Source organism: Paenibacillus sp. V4I3 (genome assembly GCF_030817215.1).
Lineage (GTDB): Bacteria > Bacillota > Bacilli > Paenibacillales > NBRC-103111 > Paenibacillus_E.
Genome location: NZ_JAUSZA010000001.1, coordinates 2,128,610 through 2,148,858 on the forward strand (window position 1 = coordinate 2,128,610; position 20,249 = coordinate 2,148,858).

General features: G+C 45.3%; 20 protein-coding genes. 11 read left to right on the plus strand and 9 right to left on the minus strand.

The features are described from left to right. The first annotated feature begins 83 nt into the window (after positions 1 to 83). Positions 84 to 1,583: an IMP dehydrogenase gene (locus tag QFZ77_RS09950; RefSeq protein ID WP_307438974.1), complete on the plus strand. Its 1,500-nt coding sequence runs from the start codon at positions 84 to 86 to the stop codon at positions 1,581 to 1,583. Positions 1,584 to 2,297: 714 nt separating this feature from the next. Here QFZ77_RS09950 and QFZ77_RS09955 read toward each other — a convergent pair. The 4 genes from QFZ77_RS09955 to mnmL form a co-directional block, all read right to left on the minus strand. Beyond that, entirely contained in the window at positions 2,298 to 3,263 is a 966-nt protein-coding gene (locus QFZ77_RS09955; RefSeq protein WP_307438976.1) for a type I phosphomannose isomerase catalytic subunit, read from the minus strand. Between the two features lie 75 nt (positions 3,264 to 3,338). Continuing rightward, a complete protein-coding gene (gene mnmM / locus QFZ77_RS09960) occupies positions 3,339 to 3,917 on the minus strand; it encodes a tRNA 5-(aminomethyl)-2-thiouridylate-methyltransferase MnmM (RefSeq protein ID WP_307438977.1) in 579 nt (192 codons plus the stop codon). Positions 3,918 to 3,948: 31 nt separating this feature from the next. Continuing rightward, positions 3,949 to 4,536, minus strand: a complete 588-nt coding sequence (locus QFZ77_RS09965) for a c-type cytochrome (RefSeq protein WP_307438979.1) — start codon at positions 4,534 to 4,536, stop codon at positions 3,949 to 3,951. An 81-nt stretch (positions 4,537 to 4,617) separates the two neighbouring features. Continuing rightward, positions 4,618 to 5,589, minus strand: coding sequence for a tRNA modification radical SAM protein MnmL/YtqA (gene mnmL, locus QFZ77_RS09970; RefSeq protein WP_307438981.1), 972 nt, complete (start codon positions 5,587 to 5,589; stop codon positions 4,618 to 4,620). Between the two features lie 149 nt (positions 5,590 to 5,738). Here mnmL and QFZ77_RS09975 point away from each other — a divergent pair, with 149 nt between their 5' ends. The 3 genes from QFZ77_RS09975 to trmB all read left to right on the plus strand — a co-directional run bounded on the left by QFZ77_RS09975 (position 5,739) and on the right by trmB (position 7,382). Continuing rightward, entirely contained in the window at positions 5,739 to 6,242 is a 504-nt protein-coding gene (locus QFZ77_RS09975) for a WGxxGxxG-CTERM domain-containing protein (protein WP_307438983.1), read from the plus strand. Positions 6,243 to 6,344: 102 nt separating this feature from the next. Continuing rightward, entirely contained in the window at positions 6,345 to 6,575 is a 231-nt protein-coding gene (locus tag QFZ77_RS09980) for a hypothetical protein (RefSeq protein WP_307438985.1), read from the plus strand. A 75-nt stretch (positions 6,576 to 6,650) separates the two neighbouring features. Then, positions 6,651 to 7,382: a tRNA (guanosine(46)-N7)-methyltransferase TrmB gene (gene trmB / locus QFZ77_RS09985; protein WP_307438986.1), complete on the plus strand. Its 732-nt coding sequence runs from the start codon at positions 6,651 to 6,653 to the stop codon at positions 7,380 to 7,382. A 71-nt stretch (positions 7,383 to 7,453) separates the two neighbouring features. Here trmB and QFZ77_RS09990 read toward each other — a convergent pair whose 3' ends face one another. After that, on the minus strand, positions 7,454 to 8,584 hold the full coding sequence (locus QFZ77_RS09990; RefSeq protein ID WP_307438988.1) for an MGDG synthase family glycosyltransferase: 1,131 nt from the start codon (positions 8,582 to 8,584) through the stop codon (positions 7,454 to 7,456). A gap of 4 nt (positions 8,585 to 8,588) precedes the next feature. Then, positions 8,589 to 9,116, minus strand: coding sequence for a phosphatase PAP2 family protein (locus QFZ77_RS09995; protein ID WP_307438990.1), 528 nt, complete (start codon positions 9,114 to 9,116; stop codon positions 8,589 to 8,591). Positions 9,117 to 9,304: 188 nt separating this feature from the next. Between QFZ77_RS09995 and QFZ77_RS10000 the strand changes: the two genes are divergently transcribed. The 5 genes from QFZ77_RS10000 to rplT all read left to right on the plus strand — a co-directional run bounded on the left by QFZ77_RS10000 (position 9,305) and on the right by rplT (position 13,437). Beyond that, positions 9,305 to 10,489, plus strand: a complete 1,185-nt coding sequence (locus QFZ77_RS10000) for a glycosyltransferase family 4 protein (protein WP_373462581.1) — start codon at positions 9,305 to 9,307, stop codon at positions 10,487 to 10,489. A 349-nt stretch (positions 10,490 to 10,838) separates the two neighbouring features. After that, complete coding sequence (locus QFZ77_RS10005; RefSeq protein ID WP_307438994.1) at positions 10,839 to 12,074, plus strand: glycosyltransferase family 2 protein; 1,236 nt, start codon at positions 10,839 to 10,841, stop codon at positions 12,072 to 12,074. A 226-nt stretch (positions 12,075 to 12,300) separates the two neighbouring features. Continuing rightward, entirely contained in the window at positions 12,301 to 12,801 is a 501-nt protein-coding gene (gene infC / locus QFZ77_RS10010; protein WP_047681158.1) for a translation initiation factor IF-3, read from the plus strand. Positions 12,802 to 12,833: 32 nt separating this feature from the next. Then, a complete protein-coding gene (gene rpmI / locus QFZ77_RS10015; protein WP_171692578.1) occupies positions 12,834 to 13,037 on the plus strand; it encodes a 50S ribosomal protein L35 in 204 nt (67 codons plus the stop codon). 40 nt (positions 13,038 to 13,077) lie between these two features. After that, positions 13,078 to 13,437, plus strand: a complete 360-nt coding sequence (rplT, locus tag QFZ77_RS10020) for a 50S ribosomal protein L20 (RefSeq protein ID WP_028553998.1) — start codon at positions 13,078 to 13,080, stop codon at positions 13,435 to 13,437. A 64-nt stretch (positions 13,438 to 13,501) separates the two neighbouring features. Here the strand turns inward: rplT and QFZ77_RS10025 are convergent, their stop codons facing one another. The 3 genes from QFZ77_RS10025 to QFZ77_RS10035 are packed head-to-tail and all read right to left on the minus strand — an operon-like array spanning position 13,502 to position 17,415. Next, positions 13,502 to 14,602, minus strand: coding sequence for a GerAB/ArcD/ProY family transporter (locus QFZ77_RS10025; protein WP_307439003.1), 1,101 nt, complete (start codon positions 14,600 to 14,602; stop codon positions 13,502 to 13,504). Positions 14,603 to 14,625: 23 nt separating this feature from the next. Then, the gene (locus QFZ77_RS10030; RefSeq protein WP_307439005.1) at positions 14,626 to 15,873 is read right to left on the minus strand and encodes a Ger(x)C family spore germination protein; all 1,248 of its coding nucleotides are present in this window, start codon (positions 15,871 to 15,873) and stop codon (positions 14,626 to 14,628) included. A gap of 15 nt (positions 15,874 to 15,888) precedes the next feature. After that, complete coding sequence (locus QFZ77_RS10035) at positions 15,889 to 17,415, minus strand: spore germination protein (RefSeq protein ID WP_307439007.1); 1,527 nt, start codon at positions 17,413 to 17,415, stop codon at positions 15,889 to 15,891. A 517-nt stretch (positions 17,416 to 17,932) separates the two neighbouring features. Here QFZ77_RS10035 and ilvB point away from each other — a divergent pair. Both ilvB and ilvN read left to right on the plus strand, forming a co-directional pair. Further along, positions 17,933 to 19,678: a biosynthetic-type acetolactate synthase large subunit gene (ilvB, locus tag QFZ77_RS10040; RefSeq protein ID WP_047681146.1), complete on the plus strand. Its 1,746-nt coding sequence runs from the start codon at positions 17,933 to 17,935 to the stop codon at positions 19,676 to 19,678. After that, complete coding sequence (gene ilvN, locus QFZ77_RS10045; RefSeq protein WP_057305082.1) at positions 19,675 to 20,163, plus strand: acetolactate synthase small subunit; 489 nt, start codon at positions 19,675 to 19,677, stop codon at positions 20,161 to 20,163. The genes ilvB and ilvN overlap by 4 nt, the downstream gene beginning before the upstream one ends. The last annotated feature ends 86 nt before the right edge of the window (positions 20,164 to 20,249 follow it).

Below are 20,249 nucleotides of genomic sequence, written 5' to 3' on the forward strand. Positions count from 1 at the left end.
GAAAAAATTTACCTATGGATCAAAAATAAATGAGAGACTTTGAGCTACGCTCAAAGATCCCTATATTAGGAGGAAATCGTAAAGTGGCTACGTATTACTTAGAACCATCCCGTACGTTTAGTGAATTTTTGTTGATTCCTAATCTTACAACGAAGGAATGTACACCGGCGAATGTGAAGCTTAAGACACCATTAGTTAAATTCAATAAAGGCGAGGAGCCTGCGATCTCGCTCAATATCCCGTTTTCATCTGCTGTCATGCAGGCCGTATCCGATCATGGAATGGCAATTGCTTTGGCGCGGAGTGGCGGGATTTCATTTATTTTTGGCTCGCAATCGATTGAAGAAGAAGCACTTATGGTGCGTAAAGTAAAAGGGTACAAGGCAGGATTTGTAGTTAGCCGCTCCAACTTAACTCCTCAGCATACGCTAAGTGATGTACTGGCGTTGAAAGAAGAAACAGGTCATTCTACGGTTGCCATTACCGACGATGGTACAGCGAATGGCAAATTGCTTGGTATTGTAACGGGGCGTGATTATCGGACAAGTCGCGACCCTCTGGATCGCCAAATCCATCATTTTATGACGCCTTTTGATAAATTGATTTATGGCAAAGCAGGAATTACTTTATCGGAAGCAAATAACTTAATTTGGGATCATAAGCTGAATTGTTTACCAATTGTGGATGAGCATCGGAAGCTCGACACTCTCGTTTTCCGCAAGGATTATGATGAGCACAAAGAAAATCCGATGGAGCTTTTAGACGGCAACAAAAGCTATATTGTTGGTGCGGGAATTAATACGAAGGATTACAAAGAGAGAGTGCCTGCGCTTGTTGAAGCGGGAGTAGACATTCTGGTCATCGATTCTTCGGACGGTTATAGCGAATGGCAGCGGGAAACGGTTCAGTATGTGAAAGAGAATTTCAATGTGAAGATCGGTGCAGGTAACGTTGTAGACCGTGAAGGGTTCCTTTATCTTGTGGAATCAGGAGCGGACTTCATTAAAGTCGGTATCGGCGGCGGATCTATCTGTATCACTCGGGAGCAAAAGGGGATTGGTCGCGGACAAGCTTCTTCCCTCATGGAAGTTGTTGAAGCTAGAGACCAATACTTCAAAGAAACAGGTACCTACATTCCTATCTGTTCCGATGGTGGTATCGTACATGACTACCATATTACATTAGCTTTAGCGATGGGTGCTGACTTTGTTATGCTGGGCCGATATTTCGCGCGTTTCGATGAGAGCCCGACTAGAAAGCTAAAAGTTGGCAACAACTTCGTGAAAGAATACTGGGGAGAAGGCTCCAATCGTGCCCGCAACTGGCAGCGTTATGATACGGGTGGCAAAAACAAGCTCCTGTTCGAGGAAGGTGTCGATTCGTACGTTCCTTATGCAGGAGGTCTGCAAGAGAACTTGGACAAGACGCTTGGCAAAATAAAGTCCACGATGTGCAACTGTGGATCATTAAGCTTGGACGAGCTGAAGAGCAAAGCGAGAATTGCGCTCGTTTCCGCAACCAGCCTTGTTGAAGGCGGAGCGCACGACGTTATTTTAAAAGAGAGCAGCTTATCCGAAGAATAATAGCTGAGAATAGGGGCTGTCTCTAAAGGGTGGGTAACACCTGAAAGACAGTTCCTCCTAACTAAACAAGCCTCCAAAACCACGATGAAATTGGTTTTGGAGGCTTGTTTTCATTTCGAGGATCGCACTCTGCTTTTTGAGAGATACTCAACTCAGCTGAGAGACGTCACTGTAACTCAACTTAACTGAGAGGAACCTCACTATAACTCAACTTTACTGAGAGAATACTTCATTTTATTTACTCTGTCTCGATTAACTGAGTTGTACATCATACAACAATGTTCCATCCTAATTCGATAAAAACGTATTAAAGTTGCATTTTGTACAACAGTTTCGACTGATTTCCAAAGAAATCAACGTATTTAGGAGAAATTGTTGCACTCTTTACAACACTCCCTACTCTCAATTGCTTATTAAGCTACAATTGTTGTATTTTATACAACGATCAAACACTTAGAGGGAGAGGGAAAGGGTAAGGGCCAAGGATAAGGCAAAGTCATAACAAAGTCAGAGCAAACCAGAGAAATCCAAAGCAGTCAGGATAAAATTAAAGTTAAAAGCAAAGTCAAGGTCAAAGTCAGAGCAAAGTCAATGCAAGCCAGAACAAAGCCAGAGCAGAGTCAAAACAAAGTCAAAGCAAAGTAAAAGTAAAATAAAAGTCAAAGCCAAAGGTACATTCCCTGTAAGCAATAGGATTTATCGCAAAACGTACAATTAAGGCAAGTAGCTGCGAATAACCGTCATGCTGCCTTCTAGTGCATAGCTGCCAAGATTGGCAGGAAGCAGGAAGCAGTCGCCTGGTTTCGTGGAGATGCTGCCATCGGCCCACTGGAGGGTTCCGTTACCGTCTGCAATAACGAGGATGACGAAGCTTTCTGGAGAAGTGCTTAGCTCCCATTTCGGTCCTACAAGACCTTTTTCCACGGTAAAGAAAGGAGATTCGGCAAGCGTTAACCAAGTACCAGCTTCACTCAAATCTGTTTTCATGCGAGTGGAGCCGGAGCCTTCATACGCGATAACGTTGAGCGAATCTTCAATATGAAGATCACGAGGCTTACCGTCCAGTCCAGGACGATTATAATCGTACAAACGATAGGTTGTATCGGAATTTTGCTGAATCTCGGCAACTAGGACGCCAGCGCCAAGAGCATGGACAGTTCCTGCTGGGATGTAAAAGGAATCACCGGCTTCAACAGGCACTTCCTGTAAGCAGTCCAAAATGCGGTTCTCTGCAATTGCTTGAGCTAAGCTTTCACGTGTAACGCCTTCTTGCATGCCATATATAATTTTGGCGCCGGGCTTGGCATCAAGGATGTACCACATCTCTGTTTTGCCGAGCTCGCCGGAAGCCAAATTCTTGTAATGATCATTCGGATGTACTTGTACGGAAAGATCGTCTTCGCAATCCAATAACTTGATGAGTAGTGGGAAACGGCCGTTTTTCTCGGAAAATCCTTTCGTGCCGAACAACGTTTTGCCGTATTTCTCGCGAATTTCGTCTAGACCAAGGCCTGCTAATTCGCCATTAATAACCTTCGTCGTTCCATTCGGGTGATCGCCAATCATCCAGCCTTCGCCAATAGCGCCTTCTGGAAGCTGAAAACCAAACTTTTCTAGGGCTCTTCCTCCCCAGACACGTTCTTTCATTTCAGGTTGAAATTGAAGCGGGTATGATTTCACTAACTATCCCTACTTTCTTCTCTAATTTCTCCTACAAAAGAATGCTAATGCACTCTCTAGCATTATATCATGCGTCTACCTTTTTTCTAGAGCTAAGAGATAGGGAGCATTCGGGCTGGTATTCATGAATTGGTATCGCAGCACCTGAAAGGCTGCGAGCGGAAGGCGCTGGGCCCAGTTTTCGACGGCCGCAGCTTCTTCCGAGCCTCCATCGTGTCCGCTGTAGAGCACGATGGTCACAATACCGCCTTTGCGGAGCAGGCGGAGGGCGGCATCGAGAGCAGGAATCGTGGATTCCTGCTTCGTAATGGTTGCCGGATCGGCGCCGGGCAGGTAGCCGAGATTGAATGTGACCGCGGCGACCTTGCCGTGGCGGTCCTGCGGCACAGCCGCCTCCATGAGCGCATGGCTGCATAGGCTCATGTGCACACAAGAAGATGCGTCTGGAAGTTCTTTCTCCAGACGCATCTTTGTTTGATCCAGTGCTTGCTGCTGGATATCGAAGCCGTAAACGCTGCCGCGGGTGCCTACCAGCTTCGCTAAGAACAAGGCATCCACACCGTTTCCAAGGGTCGCGTCGACGACAGTATCGCCCGGCTGAGCCCGCTGATTAATAAGTTGATGAGCAAAACTTAGTACCGAAACAAAACCCATGCGATGAAAGCCCTCCATGCTGCTTATACGATCATTTTTTGTCTGCTAGCCATGCGGCTAGCACTTCGATTTCTTCGGATTTCAGTGCGCTTTTGAAAGGTGGCATATCGCCTTTACCTCCCATGATCTGCGCAATGATCTCATCCTTGGTTTTGTGCGAACCGACCTTCGTCAGGTTCGGCCCGAAGTCGCCTGCAAGCCCTGCCCCGTGGCAGGACATGCAGTTGTCCTTATACAGCACCTGCGCCTGCGCTGCGGTGCTGGTGCCGCCATCCGCAGGCTTAGCGGATGGGGATGGCGCCGCGCTGGCAGGCGCAGGCGTTGCAATCGGCGCCGGCTTCGCCGTAGCCGCCTCTTTCACTGCTGGCGTCGCCGCTGCAGCAGTCGGCTTCGCTGTCGCCGCTGCGCTCGGCTGCGGAGTGCTGCTTGCCGGTTGCTGCAGCGTAGCGGCTGCCGGTGTTGCCGTCGCTGCAGCAACCGGCGACGGACTTACTACCACCGTTGGTGACGTTGACGGCGCCACGGTACTCACTTCTACTGGTGTCGCCGGCTCCCCTCCACATCCAGCGATAACTAGCATCATCCCAACAATGGCTGCTTGAGCCCGTTTCATCATCATGATCATCCATCCCCTTTAGTCGTTCTACCTATATAAAGGAAACGGATAATAATCTATTTTGGTTTTATAATTATCTTTTCTTTAAACTTTTCCTTCGTCAGTTTTACCCTTCCAAAGTTTACCCTGCCAAGTATTTCTTTCCTTCAAAAGGCTATCAAAGGCATTCAGCACTTCCCACTTTTTGAGGCTCCACATCGGGCCAATTAGCAGATCGCGGGGAGCATCTCCTGTAAGGCGATGAACAATCATTTCCGGTGGCAGAAATTCGAGTGTATCTACGATAAGCTTCACATATTCGTCTTTTTCCAGGAATTGAAGCAAGCCAGCTTCGTATTGTTTCACCATAGGTGTTTTACGCATTAAATGAAGTAAATGGATTTTAATGCCCTGAACATCCATTTGAGCGACTGCTCGTCCGGTGTCCAGCATCATTTCGTGGGTCTCCCCAGGTAATCCATAAATAATGTGTGCACAGGTGCGGATATTATGCTTTCGAAGCTTGGCAACCGCATCTACATAGCATTGTGTGTCGTGAGCACGATTAATGAGTTCAGAGGTTGATTCGTGGACGGTTTGAAGGCCCATTTCGACCCATAGATAGGTACGTTCATTCAACTCCGCCAAGTATTCGATCACATCATCTGGTAAACAATCCGGTCTGGTCGCAATGGATAAACCTACAACGCCTGGCTGCTTTAAAATAACTTCATAATATTCCCGCAGCTCCTCAACTGGTGCATACGTATTCGTATAAGCCTGAAAGTAGCCGATGTATTGGGCTTCCGGCCATTTCTGATGCTGGAGATCACGAATCTTATTAAACTGGGTAACCAGATCATCGCGGCGGCTTCCCGCAAAATCACCCGATCCTCGCGCACTGCAAAACGTGCAGCCGCCGGTTGCGATACTGCCATCACGATTGGGACAAGTAAAACCTGCATCCAGCATGACTTTAAAAACCTTCCCGCCGAAAGCTTCACGCATTTCATAATTCCATGTATGGAAACGTTTGTCCCCCCATAATTGAGGCGACTCCTGAGTAATTGTAGACATAGGGTTGCTCCTTTCTTTCCAACCTATTGTAGCGAAATTGAAGCATGAAAGCGACCCCTGCCTTTCCAAGAAGTTCCCCGTTTAAAGGGAGCGATACGGAGCATGATAACTTTGCATAACTATTACATGCCGAAAGGGGATTTGAACAAGTGAAAAAGTTTCGTACAATTACTTTGGCGGTAGCTTTGACAACGGCATTAAGCTTTGGGGCAACTGGTGCACTGGCTATGGGAACTACAGGAACTACAGGAACAATGGGGACAGGAACTACGACAACATCGGGGTATACAGGAAGTAATTATGACGCTACGGTAGGTACTGGTACTACAGGTACTATAGGTACTACAGGTACTACAGGTACTACAGGTACTACTGGTACCTATACGGGGAGCGGTACTGGTACAGGTTCCTATTCTGGGACAGGAACGGGTACCGGCGTTATGGGTCAAATCAGTGGTTATGGCAACAATATGATGGATCGCATGAGTACTACGGGTACACACACTGGAAATTATGACACTTCATCTTATCGAACTTACGCGACTACCGCAGCAAATGGCAATCGTACGAACTGGGGATGGCTTGGCCTTTTAGGTTTGTTGGGCTTAACTGGCCTTAGAGGAAAAGACAAACGTAGAGATGATGTTAGATAAATAGATACTATAAATGCGTCTTCCAATTGGAGGACGTTTTTTTCTTTTATTAGAATGATCTGCCATTCATAAAGACCATCATCATAACGGAAGCTATTATTAATGAGACAAAAAGGAAAGCAGGTGAATGAGTTGGTTAAGATGTCCCTAGCGACCGATACGTTATCCGTCGAGTTGACCATTAAAGAAGCATTCGCTTTGAGCAGTGGCGTGAAATTCGCTGCAGACCCGAGCATATCGAAGGACGCAAGACGAAAAGTACTGCGTTCTTTGGATCAAAAGTTGTTTCCAGCCACATCGAATACGATTGATTATTATGCCCTGGAAGTGTAATTCCCTTTGATTTTTTTTCTCGAATCGTCTATGATTTGTATTCGATAGCTTGTACGTGTAGGAGGCAAAAAGTAGATGCGTTTACGGGGAAGAAAAGGAATTCGAGAAGATATAGAACGTCAAAAGGAACTCGTTGTTTTAAATGCCAAGGATTATCAAGGCAAATGGGCCGAGTTATTCGGTAACAACAACCCGATTCATGCCGAGCTTGGGATGGGCAAAGGGCGCTTCATTAGTGAAATGAGTAAGAAATATCCGAACATTAATTTCATTGGTGTTGATATGTATGACGAGTTGATTCGCAAAGCGAGCGAGAAAGCAAAGAATGCTCATGAAATCAAGACGGATGAAGAGGCGGAGTCTGCGCCAAGCATTCCGAACTTGAAGCTAATGCTTTTCAATATCGAACATATTGAGGAAGCTTTTGCTGAAGGTGAATTAGAGCGGGTTTATTTGAATTTCAGTGATCCATGGCCGAAGAAAAAGCATGCTCGTAGACGTTTAACACATCCGGGCTTTGTTGAAAAATATCAGCAAATATTAAATGCGAACGGCGAGATTCATTTGAAAACCGATTCGCAATCATTGTTCGAATTCTCGCTTAATTCTTTTGCAGATATGGGACTGAGAATGCGAAATATTTCCTTAAATCTGCATGTGGATGGGATTCATCCTGACCATGTTATGACAGAATACGAAACGAAGTTTGCAGGACAAGGCATGAACATTCATCGCTGTGAAGTGGTAATTGGCGAAAATGTGCTTGCTTCTCATCTGGAGCAGTTAAACAAAGCTAAATCAGAATAGGTCTATACACAAAAAAAGCTAATCCCCCACTGCATAATGGTAGGAATTGGCTTTTTTCTATTTTACTCGAATCAACCAAGCAATTGCATAATAACCTCTGAGCAATCGGCTGAAGGCAGGTACATCTTCTTTTTATGATAATTAGAAACGCGCTTAGCCTCCACATCGGTATACCGGCTAGCCAACATCGATAACCAGTTCGCAATTGTATCTGCAGATCGGATCGGCTCGCCAAAGCCAAGCTGTGTAAAATAGTGGACATTCTCTTCTTCCTGACCCGGTATCGGATCATAGAACAGCATGGGAATTGACTTCGCAAGCCCTTCCGAGCAGGTCATACCCCCAGGCTTCGTAACGAGCAAATCGGAAGCTTCCATCAGCTTGCCAATTTCTTGGGTGAAACCAAGCAAATGAATATTGGGATGCTGATAACGGGCGTCCATCGCCAGCTTTGCTAATGCTTTCTCATTATTGCCTAAGCAAAATATGAATTGGATCCGATCTCTCCATGCTATCAGGTGCTCACTGAGCGAATCGCCGCCGATTAATCCCCAGCCGCCTCCCATAACTAGTACGGTAGGCAGAGATGCCAGCTCGAATTGTTGTCGAATCATCGCTTTATCGTGGGCAACACGAAAGCTTGGATGAACTGGAATTCCTGTGATTTCGACTTGGGCTGCCGTAATACCGCGGCCCAGCAGTTTATTTTTGACGTCTTCTGTCGAAACCATATATTTATTTACTTCTCTACTGACCCAAGTCCCATGGACATCGTAGTCCGTAATGACCGTGCATAGCGGGATGTCTAAGCCAGCTCTTTTCAATCTAGATACCACAACACTGGGAAAAGGATGTGTGCAGACAATAGCTTGAGGAGCCCACTGCTGGATAATGGCCGCTGTCTGTGCATAAAAAATGCGATGTAAGGCCAATTGCGTCAAGCGGTTGAGCGATTTTTTATATTGAGAGCGGTACAATCGGCCGTAAAGCTTGGGCTGAGAGGTTAGTGTCTTTTTGTAAGCATGGATGATCCAAGGTGCTAAGGTCGGGTGCAGGAATGAGCCTAATTCTAAAACACGTGTTTCGATTGTAGAACAACGCTGCTCTAAGTTTACGGCAAGTGCATAAGCCGCTTGCGTATGTCCGGCTCCGAAGCCTTCTGAAAGAATAAGAACCCGTTTTTTAACATGCAAGACATTCATTCGTTTACCCCCAGATAGCTACTGTCACTAGAGAAGCCGTCGTTCCAATTAAACATCCAACGATACAATCGGAAGGATAGTGCAGCCCTAGGTAGATACGTGATATACCAACGATTAATGCGAGCGGTATGAGGATAAGTCCAAGAGCAGGTACGGCTGTAACAAAAGGGAAAATGATCGAGAAGATGGCAGTTGTGTGCCCGGAAGGAAAGGAATGATCCGTCAGCGGGTTTTTATAAGTAATGGTTTGAGGGTGTACCAGGTAAGGCCTAAGTCTTGGGTATTTCTTTTTAATAATAGCAACTGGAATATGACTGATGGTTAAGGCAAGGAGAGCTTGGATACCTGCAGTACGCAGTGGGTCTTGCCCGAACAATGCAAAGCATAAGGATATCGCAATGGAGGCTGTGGCCCCGCCTAAATGTGTTATTTTATTAAAGAAATGATCTAGGAAGAAGTGCTGGATACGTTGATTCACAAAGTGGAATACGCGTGTTTCATGATGCTGAAGCCAGTGTACGACCCTGCTCATGAGTAGTAGCCTCCTTCGCTGCTGGATACTTTCTTAACTCTTATTATAAAGAACATTTATTAAAGGAAGATTAACGCAGTAATAAATTTTAAGAAATTCAATTTAACGTTCATCTGATCTCCCGATAACAATCCTGTGCTAGCATGATGTGAAATAAGGGAATTGAAGGTAAATAGTAAAAGGGGCTGATGAGGTTGAGAGTTGCCTTATTTACAGATACATTCCTGCCAGATGTAAATGGAGTTGCCAAGACACTTGGCAGATGGACGCGGTTTTTGGAATCCAAAGATGTGGCTTGTAAAGTGTTTGCTCCTACTAGTATGACAGAAGGTGACAACGATCCGTTCCGTGTAGAACGTTTTTACAGTATTCCCTTTTTATTGTACCCCGAATGTCGCTTAGCTATCCCAAATCCTCTCAATGTTCGCAAATCTCTCCATGCCTTTCAGCCTACAATCATTCATTGTGCAACCCCTTTCAATTTGGGACTTTTTGGCTTACACCATGCTCGCAAACACAAAATACCATTAGTTGCGTCCTACCATACTCACTTCGACCAATACTTGAGTCATTATAAAATCCCTTGGGTGGAGCCTACGCTCTGGAAATACATGCAATGGTTTCACCAAAGCTGTCAGAAGGTGTATGTGCCTTCTAAGTCTACCTTGCAGCATCTGCATGCCAAAGGGTTAAGCAATCTAGAGATTTGGAGCCGCGGTGTCGATGCGGAACGTTTCCAGCCAATTGTCGATCGAAAGTCAGTACTCGGGACATATGGCGTAGATCCTGCAAAGTTCGTTATGCTTTATGTCGGGCGTTTAGCCCCTGAGAAGAGTGTAGAGGTCGCACTAGACAGTTTTACTGCACTGCCAGCTGCGATCAGAGATGATTGTCGTCTAATTATTGCTGGTGACGGACCGTCTGCCGGAGTGTTACGCGAATGTTATGGAGGGGCATCGGGAGTTACTTTTACCGGTTTCGTTCAAGGGACACAGCTAGCTGAGCTCTATGCGGCCGCAGATGTGTTTCTTTTTCCTTCGGCTACAGAGACGTTCGGCAATGTTGTTCTAGAGTCAATGGCTTCTGGGACAACGGTGATTGGAGCTGCTGCCGGCGGGGTACAAGATACTATTGAGCATGAAGTGACGGGTTTACTCTGCCCGTCTGGCGACGTAGCTGCTTTCACACAAGCCCTCGTAAGATTGTATGAATCACAGGAGACTCGTCACAGACTTGCCATTGCGGGTAGGGAGTTTGCCCTGCGTCAATCTTGGGATCACATATTTAACCAATTGTTGACCAGCTATGAAGAAGTAGTCTTTAGGACATCTGCCAATCAGTCCCACATTTATGCAACCCGTATGATCCGTTAACAGGGGCAGATGAGCAAAAGTTGTCAGGGAGAGCTCAGGTGAATTATAATAAACCCCGTATCACATGGGGGACGGCTAGTTCGTCTAAATGGTGAACTTTTGGTACACAATAAAATGAAAAACGTTGAAAACAGGACTTTAACGATCTGATTTCAAGCACATGCTGCATAGTCTGTGCGCGTTCCGCTCAAATCTCAGAGAAATGGCTTATATTCGCCATTGTGAACTTTGACAAATGAGTGGAAAGAGAGGAAAATCAAGAACGGTTATTCACTTGGTACATAAAACTGCGCATACGCGTATAAAAAGATAGCTTGTGTGCATAAACAAAAAAGGGGGACTTTGCTTCATGCTTGACAATATTATGCTTACCTTTCAAATTGGCTTGGCCTTGGTCGGTGCATATCAGTTGTTTTTGACTTTTTTCGGATGGTACCGTCCCAGAAACAAACAGAAATTTGCTCCCCAGAAATCGTTTGCCGTATTGGTTGCCGCTCATAATGAGGAGCAGGTCGTTGGTGCATTGATCGAGAATCTGAAGGCTTTGGATTACCCCAAAGAGCTTTATGACATCTTCGTGATTTGTGATAACTGTACAGACAATACAGCGGATATTGCACGCAGTCATGGTGTTAATGCCATGGAACGCCATAACCCGAACCTGAGAGGGAAAGGTTACGCGATCGAATGGATGCTGAAAGAGCTTTGGAAGCGGGAGCGTCAGTACGACGCCATTGTCATGTTTGATGCCGACAATCTTTCCAGCCCGGATTACTTGATTCACATGAACAATGATCTTTGCTCCGGTTCTAGAGTTATTCAGGCTTACCTGGACAGCAAGAACCCGACTGATTCCTGGGTTACTGGCTCCTATGCAATCTCCTATTACTTTGCAAACCGCTTCTGGCAAATGCCCCGTACGAATTTAGGGCTTGCTAACTACTTGGGTGGCACAGGAATGTGCTTTGAATCCAAGCTGCTTAAACAGATCGGATGGGGAGCTACCAGCCTTGTTGAGGATCTGGAGTTTTCGATGCGCTGTATCAAACTCGGTATTCGACCGACTTACAACTACGAAGCGATTGTTTACGATGAGAAGCCACTAACGTTTAAAGTATCTGCCAAACAGCGTTTACGCTGGATGCAAGGACACTTTGATGTGGCCAAGCGTTATTTCTTCCCTCTATTGTGGCAAGGTATCAAAGAGGGCAGTTGGACGAAGATTGACGCGGCTATCTACTCTGCTAACGTATATAATTTCTTTTTCGGTGCGATTATCTCCGTGCTGCTATGGATTAAATCCGTGACTCCGGGCTGGTCGGACGCGCCTATGCTTGCCGACATCAATCCTGTTTTCTTTAACACCGTAAGCATAGCGATTTATGTGCTGCTGCCTATTTCCATGTTAGTTGAGAAGGCTCCTGGCAAGGTATATAAATATTTAATTCTTTATCCAGTGTTTATGCTTTCTTGGTGGCCAATTACGTTCTATGCGTTCTTCACGCAAAACAACAAACAATGGAGCCATACGGAGCATACCCGTGTTATTCGTCTAGACGAAATGAAAAGTAAACAAGTGAGTTGACTTTCTCTGGATGAGATGATATTATATTTCAAGTAAAAGCAGAAGCGCCCGCTTCTCACCTGACCGACACAGTTGGCTGGTTTGAATGAATCGTCATGAATGTACAATAGGTTTGCATGAACCTGTTATTGATGAAGATGTGGGCCACTGCGCCCGCATCTTTTTTATATTGTTAGAGAGAGCGTTACATACTTTTTGGAGGTGGAATACTATTAGCAAAGACCATATGATTAATGATGAGATTCGTGTGAAGGAAGTACGCCTGATTGGGGCGGACGGAGAACAACTCGGCATCACGCCGATTCGCGAAGCTCTTCAAATCGCACTTGACGCGAATTTGGATTTGGTAAATGTGGCACCGACGGCTAAGCCGCCAGTATGCCGCATTATGGATTACGGTAAATTCCGTTATGAAACACAGAAGAAAGAAAAAGAAGCTCGCAAGAACCAGAAAATCGTGGATATCAAAGAAATTCGCTTAAGCGCGACTATCGATGAGCACGACTTCCAAACGAAGCTTCGCAATGCCGTAAAGTTTCTTGGCGAAGGCGATAAAGTGAAAGCCAGTGTCAGGTTCCGTGGTCGTGAAATAGCGCACTCGGAGATTGGCCGTAGAGTACTTGAACGTTTAGCTACTGAAACAGCTGACATTTCCTCACAGGAGCGCGCTCCTAAGCTTGAGGGAAGAAGCATGATCATGATCTTAACGCCGAAAGTCACTACCTAGGCGTTATACTAAATTAGGAGGAACAAAACACCATGCCGAAAATGAAAACACACAGCAGCTTGAAAGGCCGTTTCAAAATTACTGGCACAGGCAAAGTGATGAGATACAAACAAGGTAAAAATCACTTGCTTTCCGGTAAATCTTCACGTACTAAACGTGTTCTTGGAACAAACCCAGTTATGGCTCCAGGCGATGTACGTCGTCTGAAACAACAACTTTCTAACATTAAAGGTTAATATTCGAACATTATTTATACATCCCAGGAGGTAGTTAACAATGGCAAGAGTCAAGGGCGGATTTATTCGCGCTCACCGTCGTAAGAAAATTTTGAAACTAGCAAAAGGTTATTTCGGTTCCAAACATCGCTTATTTAAAACAGCTAAAGAACAAGTAATGAAATCTTTAGTGTATGCTTACCGTGACCGTCGTCAAACGAAACGTAACTTCCGCAGACTGTGGATTACACGTATCAATGCAGGCGCTCGTCAAAACGGCTTGAGCTACAGCAAATTGATGCACGGCCTGAAATTGGCTGGTATCGAAGTTAACCGTAAAATCTTGGCTGATCTAGCTGTGAATGATTCCAAAGCGTTCAACGATTTGGCAACAGCTGCAAAAGCAAAAGTAAACGCGTAATAGCGTTCTTAGAAGCCTGTTCCCTTTAGGGAGCAGGCTTCTTTTTGCATGAAATGGACGAGATTTAAGCGTTGGATGGTGTTTCTGATCGACGATGTTTACGAAACAGTACAACGAAGAACATTAACAGCGGGATAACAACTTGAAAGACAGGGAAAAACTTTACACTAACATTCAAGCCAAGCCACACGTGATAGGTATAGTTCGGTTCTATAAAAGATGTGATAAAAATAATAAAACCCACATAGAAAATCCACAGGCGTCTACTTGTTCTGCTCGATAATCGGGTACATGCATAAACGGCCCCCCAGTAGAAAGCGGTCATTTTCACAAATAAACCCATAAATAAAAGCAAGGTGACCATAACATCTAGTCGCTCTAGAATATCACCAACCTGTATTAACTGAACTGCCTGCAAAAAAGGCAAGGTACTATTTGCAACAAGGGTTGTCCCAAGCACCATCAAGTTTAATATATTCATCAAAATTAAAAAAGCGGCAACGCTGAGATAAGATAGTATACTGATTCGCTTAATCTTTTGCTTCTCAGACAATAGGTGCCATACCATGAAAAAAAGCACCATTTGTCCAAATGGAAACGATATAATGTCAGGGAACGCCGCTTTGATAACCGGACCAAGTCCATTATCAAGAATAGGTAACAGGTTGTCTTTGTGGAGGATTCCAGAAATCAAAATCAATAATATCAATGCTCCATAGCTTACGAAAATAAGCGGTAACAGGGCCTCATTCACTCTGGAGAATGTTTCGATACCCATGGCAACCGCGTAAGTAGCAAGTAATACAATAATAAGCATAGTCACGTATTGGGGTGTCGAGCTTAGCAGTGTTAAATTCGTTATTTCTCCAAAATCACGGACGTTTCTCATGGATTCGTAGGCAAAATAAAGGGCAAAGAGGATCCCAATCCCTGTTCCTATTTTGGTCCCGAAACACAGTTTTAAGAGCCCGATCAGACACTCTTCTGGAGCTGTTCGTTGTATATACAAAAACATGATTAATAAAAGCAAACCAACTGCAGCGGCGAATAGCATGGCAAGCCAAGAATCCTGCTTAGCGCCGCTGCCTAATGCAAATAAAGGTGTACTACCTATTTCAAAAAGAATGATCGTGACGGCTAGTTGGTAATTGCTGATGCGCTCCATAGCAAGCCTCCTTCCATAACTTACTATTCGTGGTCATGCAGTAGTTGATTAAAAGGCTTATTACTCATTCCTATTCGGTCAATTTTAATATGAACACTGGGCTCTAATTGGAGGGTAGGAAATTGTTCTTCCCAGTCGTTCTTTATTTTCTTCCATACCTTAGGATATTTTCTGTGAATCACATCTGCAAAACCAAATACATCCGTATTTTTCTCGATAGCAGATTGAAAGGCTTTGATCATTAAGTTTTTAACTTCCTCATTCGCAATGTCTTCCGTGGCTTTAATACCCTTTATCTTTGAGAGGTCGTCATTGCAGCCATTCTCAATAAGAACACCAGCAGCATGTACTTCCACTTTCATTATCCATTGCCCGTCATTTGCAAGGATTGGCTTCAATTTGCTTGTCGCTTTGGTGATTCGAATCGCCGATTTATGATCTTTGCTGCGTTTGGAACAGCCAAAATGCAAAACGGTCTGTTTAATTGAGTCCCGGATCCAATTAATTCCGTATCCTTCATCGGATGTAAACCAGCCAACGAGCTTATCCTGTTTGAAAATACCAAGTCTGCCCAATTTTAATTTGTTTGCAGATGTAGTTTTCTTTAATTCAGCAATAGAAGCGTTAGGGCCAACGCCAGTGCCAGAAATGATCACTTCAGGAATCAATGTATAGGAAGAGTCACTCGTCATTCCCATCATGACATTTTGAATCATCATTTGATTTAAATTAGAGCCGTTTTTTTCTTCATTGCGAATCATATTACGAACGGCAGCTCCAGGCAGCTTCTCAATGGACGCAACTTGCTCCAGGATTCTTCTTCCTTCCCCATTCGTTACTAATACGCTGACAGTCTCTCGAGCATCCGAATTGCGCAAATAGATTTCCATGAGCTGGGAAATGCCGTGCTTTGCCGCCTGTTCACCAATGACAACAATTCGATTATGGGCAAAAAACAAAGCACGCGGCATTTCCAAACTTGATTTTTGAACTGCACCTCGAAGGGTACCGCCGCTCGTAGAGAATACGCTGACAGGTGCTTGCTGGCCGGCATTTCCACCCATGCTTTGACTCGAAATCGATTGTGGAATGACGATCTGATAAGAAACAGTCCAGTCTTTCCCGTTCCAATCAATGGCTGTTGCTGCTGTAATTCCGAGTTGATTTAACTCGATCCGATCCCAGCATCCGGATAGCAGTAGGCATAAGAAGATGCTTGTCAGTAAGCGAAGCCAACCGTGAAGGAAGTTTTTTTCCCATTCACATAGCACCTCCTTAATGGCATATCAGGGATTATCCCTCTTTGGTGGAGACTTCTTCATGTTCGGTGCTTGTCTGGTGTAGTTTTTGCTTAAGGGGCGACCAGCCATTTTGGCCCAAGGAACTCGGATGAGAATATCTCTAAACTTTGGTAAAGCTAAAGGGGCAATAGGCGTTAGATAAGGGACTCCGAAAGAAAGGAGAGAGGCCAAATGGATCAAGATGGCCATGCATCCTGCCATGATCCCGAACAAGCCAAATGTGCCAGCTAGCAGCATAAGGATGAATCGGATTAATCGGGCAGCTATTCCCATATTTAACGCCGGCGTAACGAAATTGGAGATGGCCGTGAAGGAAACGACAATGACCATAGCTGCCGAAACAAGACCAGCTTGCACAGCAGCTTGCCCCAGTACGAGTGCACCAACGATGGATATGGCTGAACCGATGACACGGGGCATTCGTATGCCAGCTTCCCGAAGAACCTCGAATGTAATTTCCATCAGGAAAGCTTCCACAATAGCGGGGAAAGGGACGCCTTCCCGCTGTGCAGCCAGGCTGATCAGCAGGGTTGTCGGCAGCATCTCTTGATGAAAGGTTGTGACGGCAATATAGCAGGACGGGAGCAGCATGGAAACAAAAAAAGACATATAGCGAATACAGCGGACGAAAGTAGCAATATCAAAACGTTGATAATAATCTTCACTCGATTGTAGAAATCTAAAAAAGGTTACCGGAGCAAGGAGGACGAAAGGAGTTCCATCGACGATTATGGCGACTTGTCCTTCCAGAAGGCCGGCTGCTACGGCATCTGGCCTCTCTGAGTTCATAATAGTAGGGAAGGGGGTGTAGGTTCTATCCTCAATGAATCCTTCAATGTACCCGCTCTCAAGGATGCTGTCGACGTCAATCCTGTCTAGGCGATTCTTAACTTCCTGAACGACCTGATCTTCAGCAATTCCATCCAAATAGGTGATGACGACTTCAGTTTGCGTATATCGACCTAATCGCAGGCTAATAAACCGAAGATCGGGGGATTTAATTTTCCTCCGCAGCAAGGAGGTGTTGGTTCGCAAGTCTTCTGTAAAGCTTTCTTTCGGACCTCTTACAACGGTTTGTGTTTGAGGCTCCTCTACGGCACGCTTGTCCCACCCTGTTGTACCGGCGATTAATGCTTCATTGTAGCCGTCAGCAATAATGGCGGTGTTGCCGTCCAAGAGAGCTGCCAAGAGGTCTACGCCTTCAATCGTAGCGGTCAAATTACTAATGGTTAAAGCTTGTCTCAATAAGTCATGAAAACAGATTTCTTGGTTCCAGTAAAACTGGGTTTCTTGAGAGCTTAGAAGGGGCTTGATAATATGCTCATTAACCGCTTCCGATTTAACGAGACCATCTATGTACACAAGAGCAATCGCATTGGTATCGGGAAAGATGCCAATATCCATACGGCGAATGATGACATCAGAACTTGTCCCAAGCCTTTGCAGGAGCTGTTCAATATTCTCTTGCAGGTCTGTTGAAAGCGGGAAAGGGATTGGCAGGGACGATTTCATCAGTAGCCCCCTATTTTCCTAGATTGGTATTATCTTCTCTCTCATGATTTTGTTTTATTCAGTTTTGACTATTGACTATTCTTCAGGGGATGCATATAATAATCTCTAAATCATATTATATATGGTGATCTACACTAACGAATCGGCTATGAAGAGGAAGAAGTAATAAGGGCACTTATGCGCAGAGAGCGTTGGACTTGCTGAAACCATCGCCTTAATCCCTTACGTACGAAGTCACCTCGGAGCTGTTTTCCTGAAACATGCGGCACAGCCGTAGGTAATAGGGGGAATCGGAAGAGCACACGTTATCGTGCTGAGGGTATTGTTCTTCATGAACATACCTGCTAAGGCTATGGGCTGTGAGGCGCGTAGCAAATTTGGGTGGTACCACGGAAGCTTGAACCCCTTTCGTCCCGTTTACACGTTACGTGCGTGTATGGGATGAATAGGGGTTTTTCTTATTGTCTAAGAAAGCTCGATGATTTACATGAACTTACTTTTTGAGAGGAGGATCACAATGAATGTTCAAACTGAACCAAAGAGGTCAAAAGAAGAATTGATTGAGAAGCTTATGAAGCCGGACCTGATTACAGGCTCCGAAATTCTACTAAGAAGCTTATTGCTGGAGGGTGTGGATTGCGTCTTTGGATATCCGGGCGGCGCTGTTTTGTACATCTACGATGCTATGCATGGTTTTGATGATTTTAACCACTTATTGACTAGACATGAGCAAGGCGCTATTCACGCAGCTGATGGATATGCGCGTTCCACAGGCAAAGTTGGCGTATGTATCGCAACTTCCGGACCGGGGGCAACGAACCTCGTCACAGGAATAGCTACAGCATATATGGATTCCGTTCCGTTAGTCGTCATTACAGGTAACGTTGCTACAAACTTCATTGGTACGGATGCTTTCCAAGAGGCTGATATTACCGGTATTACAATGCCGATTACGAAGCACAGCTACTTGGTTAGAGACGTAAACGATCTACCACGCATCATTCATGAAGCGTTCCATATAGCGAACTCAGGTCGTAAAGGTCCGGTTCTCATTGACATACCAAAGGATGTCTCCGCTCATAAAACGATATTTAAACCCGTAACGGATGTAAGTATCCGCGGTTATAACCCAACGGTGCAACCGAATAAACTGCAAGTGGATAAGCTGATCAAAGCTATCGAAGAAGCAGAGCGTCCGGTCATTATTGCAGGCGGCGGTGTTGTATACGCAGACGCATCCAAAGAATTAATCGAGTTTGTCAATAAAACACAGATTCCGGTTGCAACGACCTTGCTCGGATTAAGCGGCTTCCCAAGCGCGCATGAGCTATGGCTCGGAATGCCAGGGATGCACGGGACGTTTACAGCGAACACAGCCATTCAGAATGCGGATCTCTTGATTTCTATCGGTTCCCGATTCGATGACCGCGTGACGATGAATTTGAACGGCTTTGCTCCAAAAGTGAAGAAAATCGCTCATATTGACGTTGATCCTGCGGAAATTGGCAAGAACGTGAAGACCGATATCCCATGTGTTGGCGATGTGAAAGCTGTTCTGGAATATGCGAACACCAAAGCAAAGCCTGCGAAGAGCGGAGCGTGGATTACTGAGCTTCAGGAAAGCAAAGAGAAGTTCCCGCTGAAATACGGCAATACCGAGACGGAATTGAAGCCACAATTCGTTATCGAAATGATTAGTGAGACGACGAAAGGCGAAGCGATTATTACAACAGACGTTGGACAGCATCAGATGTGGGCTGCGCAATTCTATCGTTTCAAAAACCCGCGTTCCTTGGTTACTTCCGGTGGTCTTGGTACAATGGGCTTCGGCTTCCCATCAGCAATTGGTGCTCAAATGGGGAACCCTGATAAACTCGTTGTTTCCATTAATGGCGACGGCGGCGTTCAAATGTGTGCGCAAGAGCTTGCGATCTGTGCGATTAACAACATTCCGGTGAAGGTTGTTATTATTAACAACCAAGTGTTGGGCATGGTTCGTCAATGGCAGGAGATCATTTATGATAACCGCTATAGCCACATTGATTTGGCTGGCAGCCCAGATTTCGTGAAACTGGCTGAAGCTTACGGCGTAAAAGGCTTGCGTGCCACGACGAAGGAAGAAGCAAGAAGAGCATGGCAGGAAGCACTCGATACTCCGGGTCCTGTCGTTATTGATTTCGTCGTGCCAAAAGGAGAGAATGTGTTCCCAATGGTTAAAGCGGGCGATACAATTAGTGACATGTTAATGGGGGATTCGGAATGACAACAAAACATACAGTTTCCGTACTCGTAAACAATCAGCCTGGTGTCCTGCAGCGTGTATCCGGTTTGTTCGGACGCAGAGGCTTCAATATTGAAAGCATCACCGTAGGGGAGTCCGAAGAACTCGGACTTTCTCGAATGGTTATCGTCACCACAGGGGACGATAACACGCTTGAGCAAATTTCCAAGCAATTGTATAAGTTGATTGATGTCATTAAAGTCATCGACCTAAGCTCGAACCCAATGGTTGCTAGAGAGCTTGCACTCATTAAAGTAAATGCAGAACCGATTATGCGTCCGGAAATACTCGGTATTGTTGAGACATTCCGCGCAGCGGTTGTAGATATTGGGCCAGCCTCGATTATCGTGCAAGTTGTTGGAGATTCAGATAAAATAGATGCTATGGTCGAATTACTTCGTCCTTATGGCATCCGTGAGCTTTCCCGCACGGGAGTTACAGCGATGATTCGCGGTTCAGTCAAATAAGAAACAAGCAGTTGTTTTGGACATTGAGGTAAAGCCTCCTTGAGTGGGGCTTTCAGCGGTGTACTCTTTAGCGCTTGAAAAGGGTA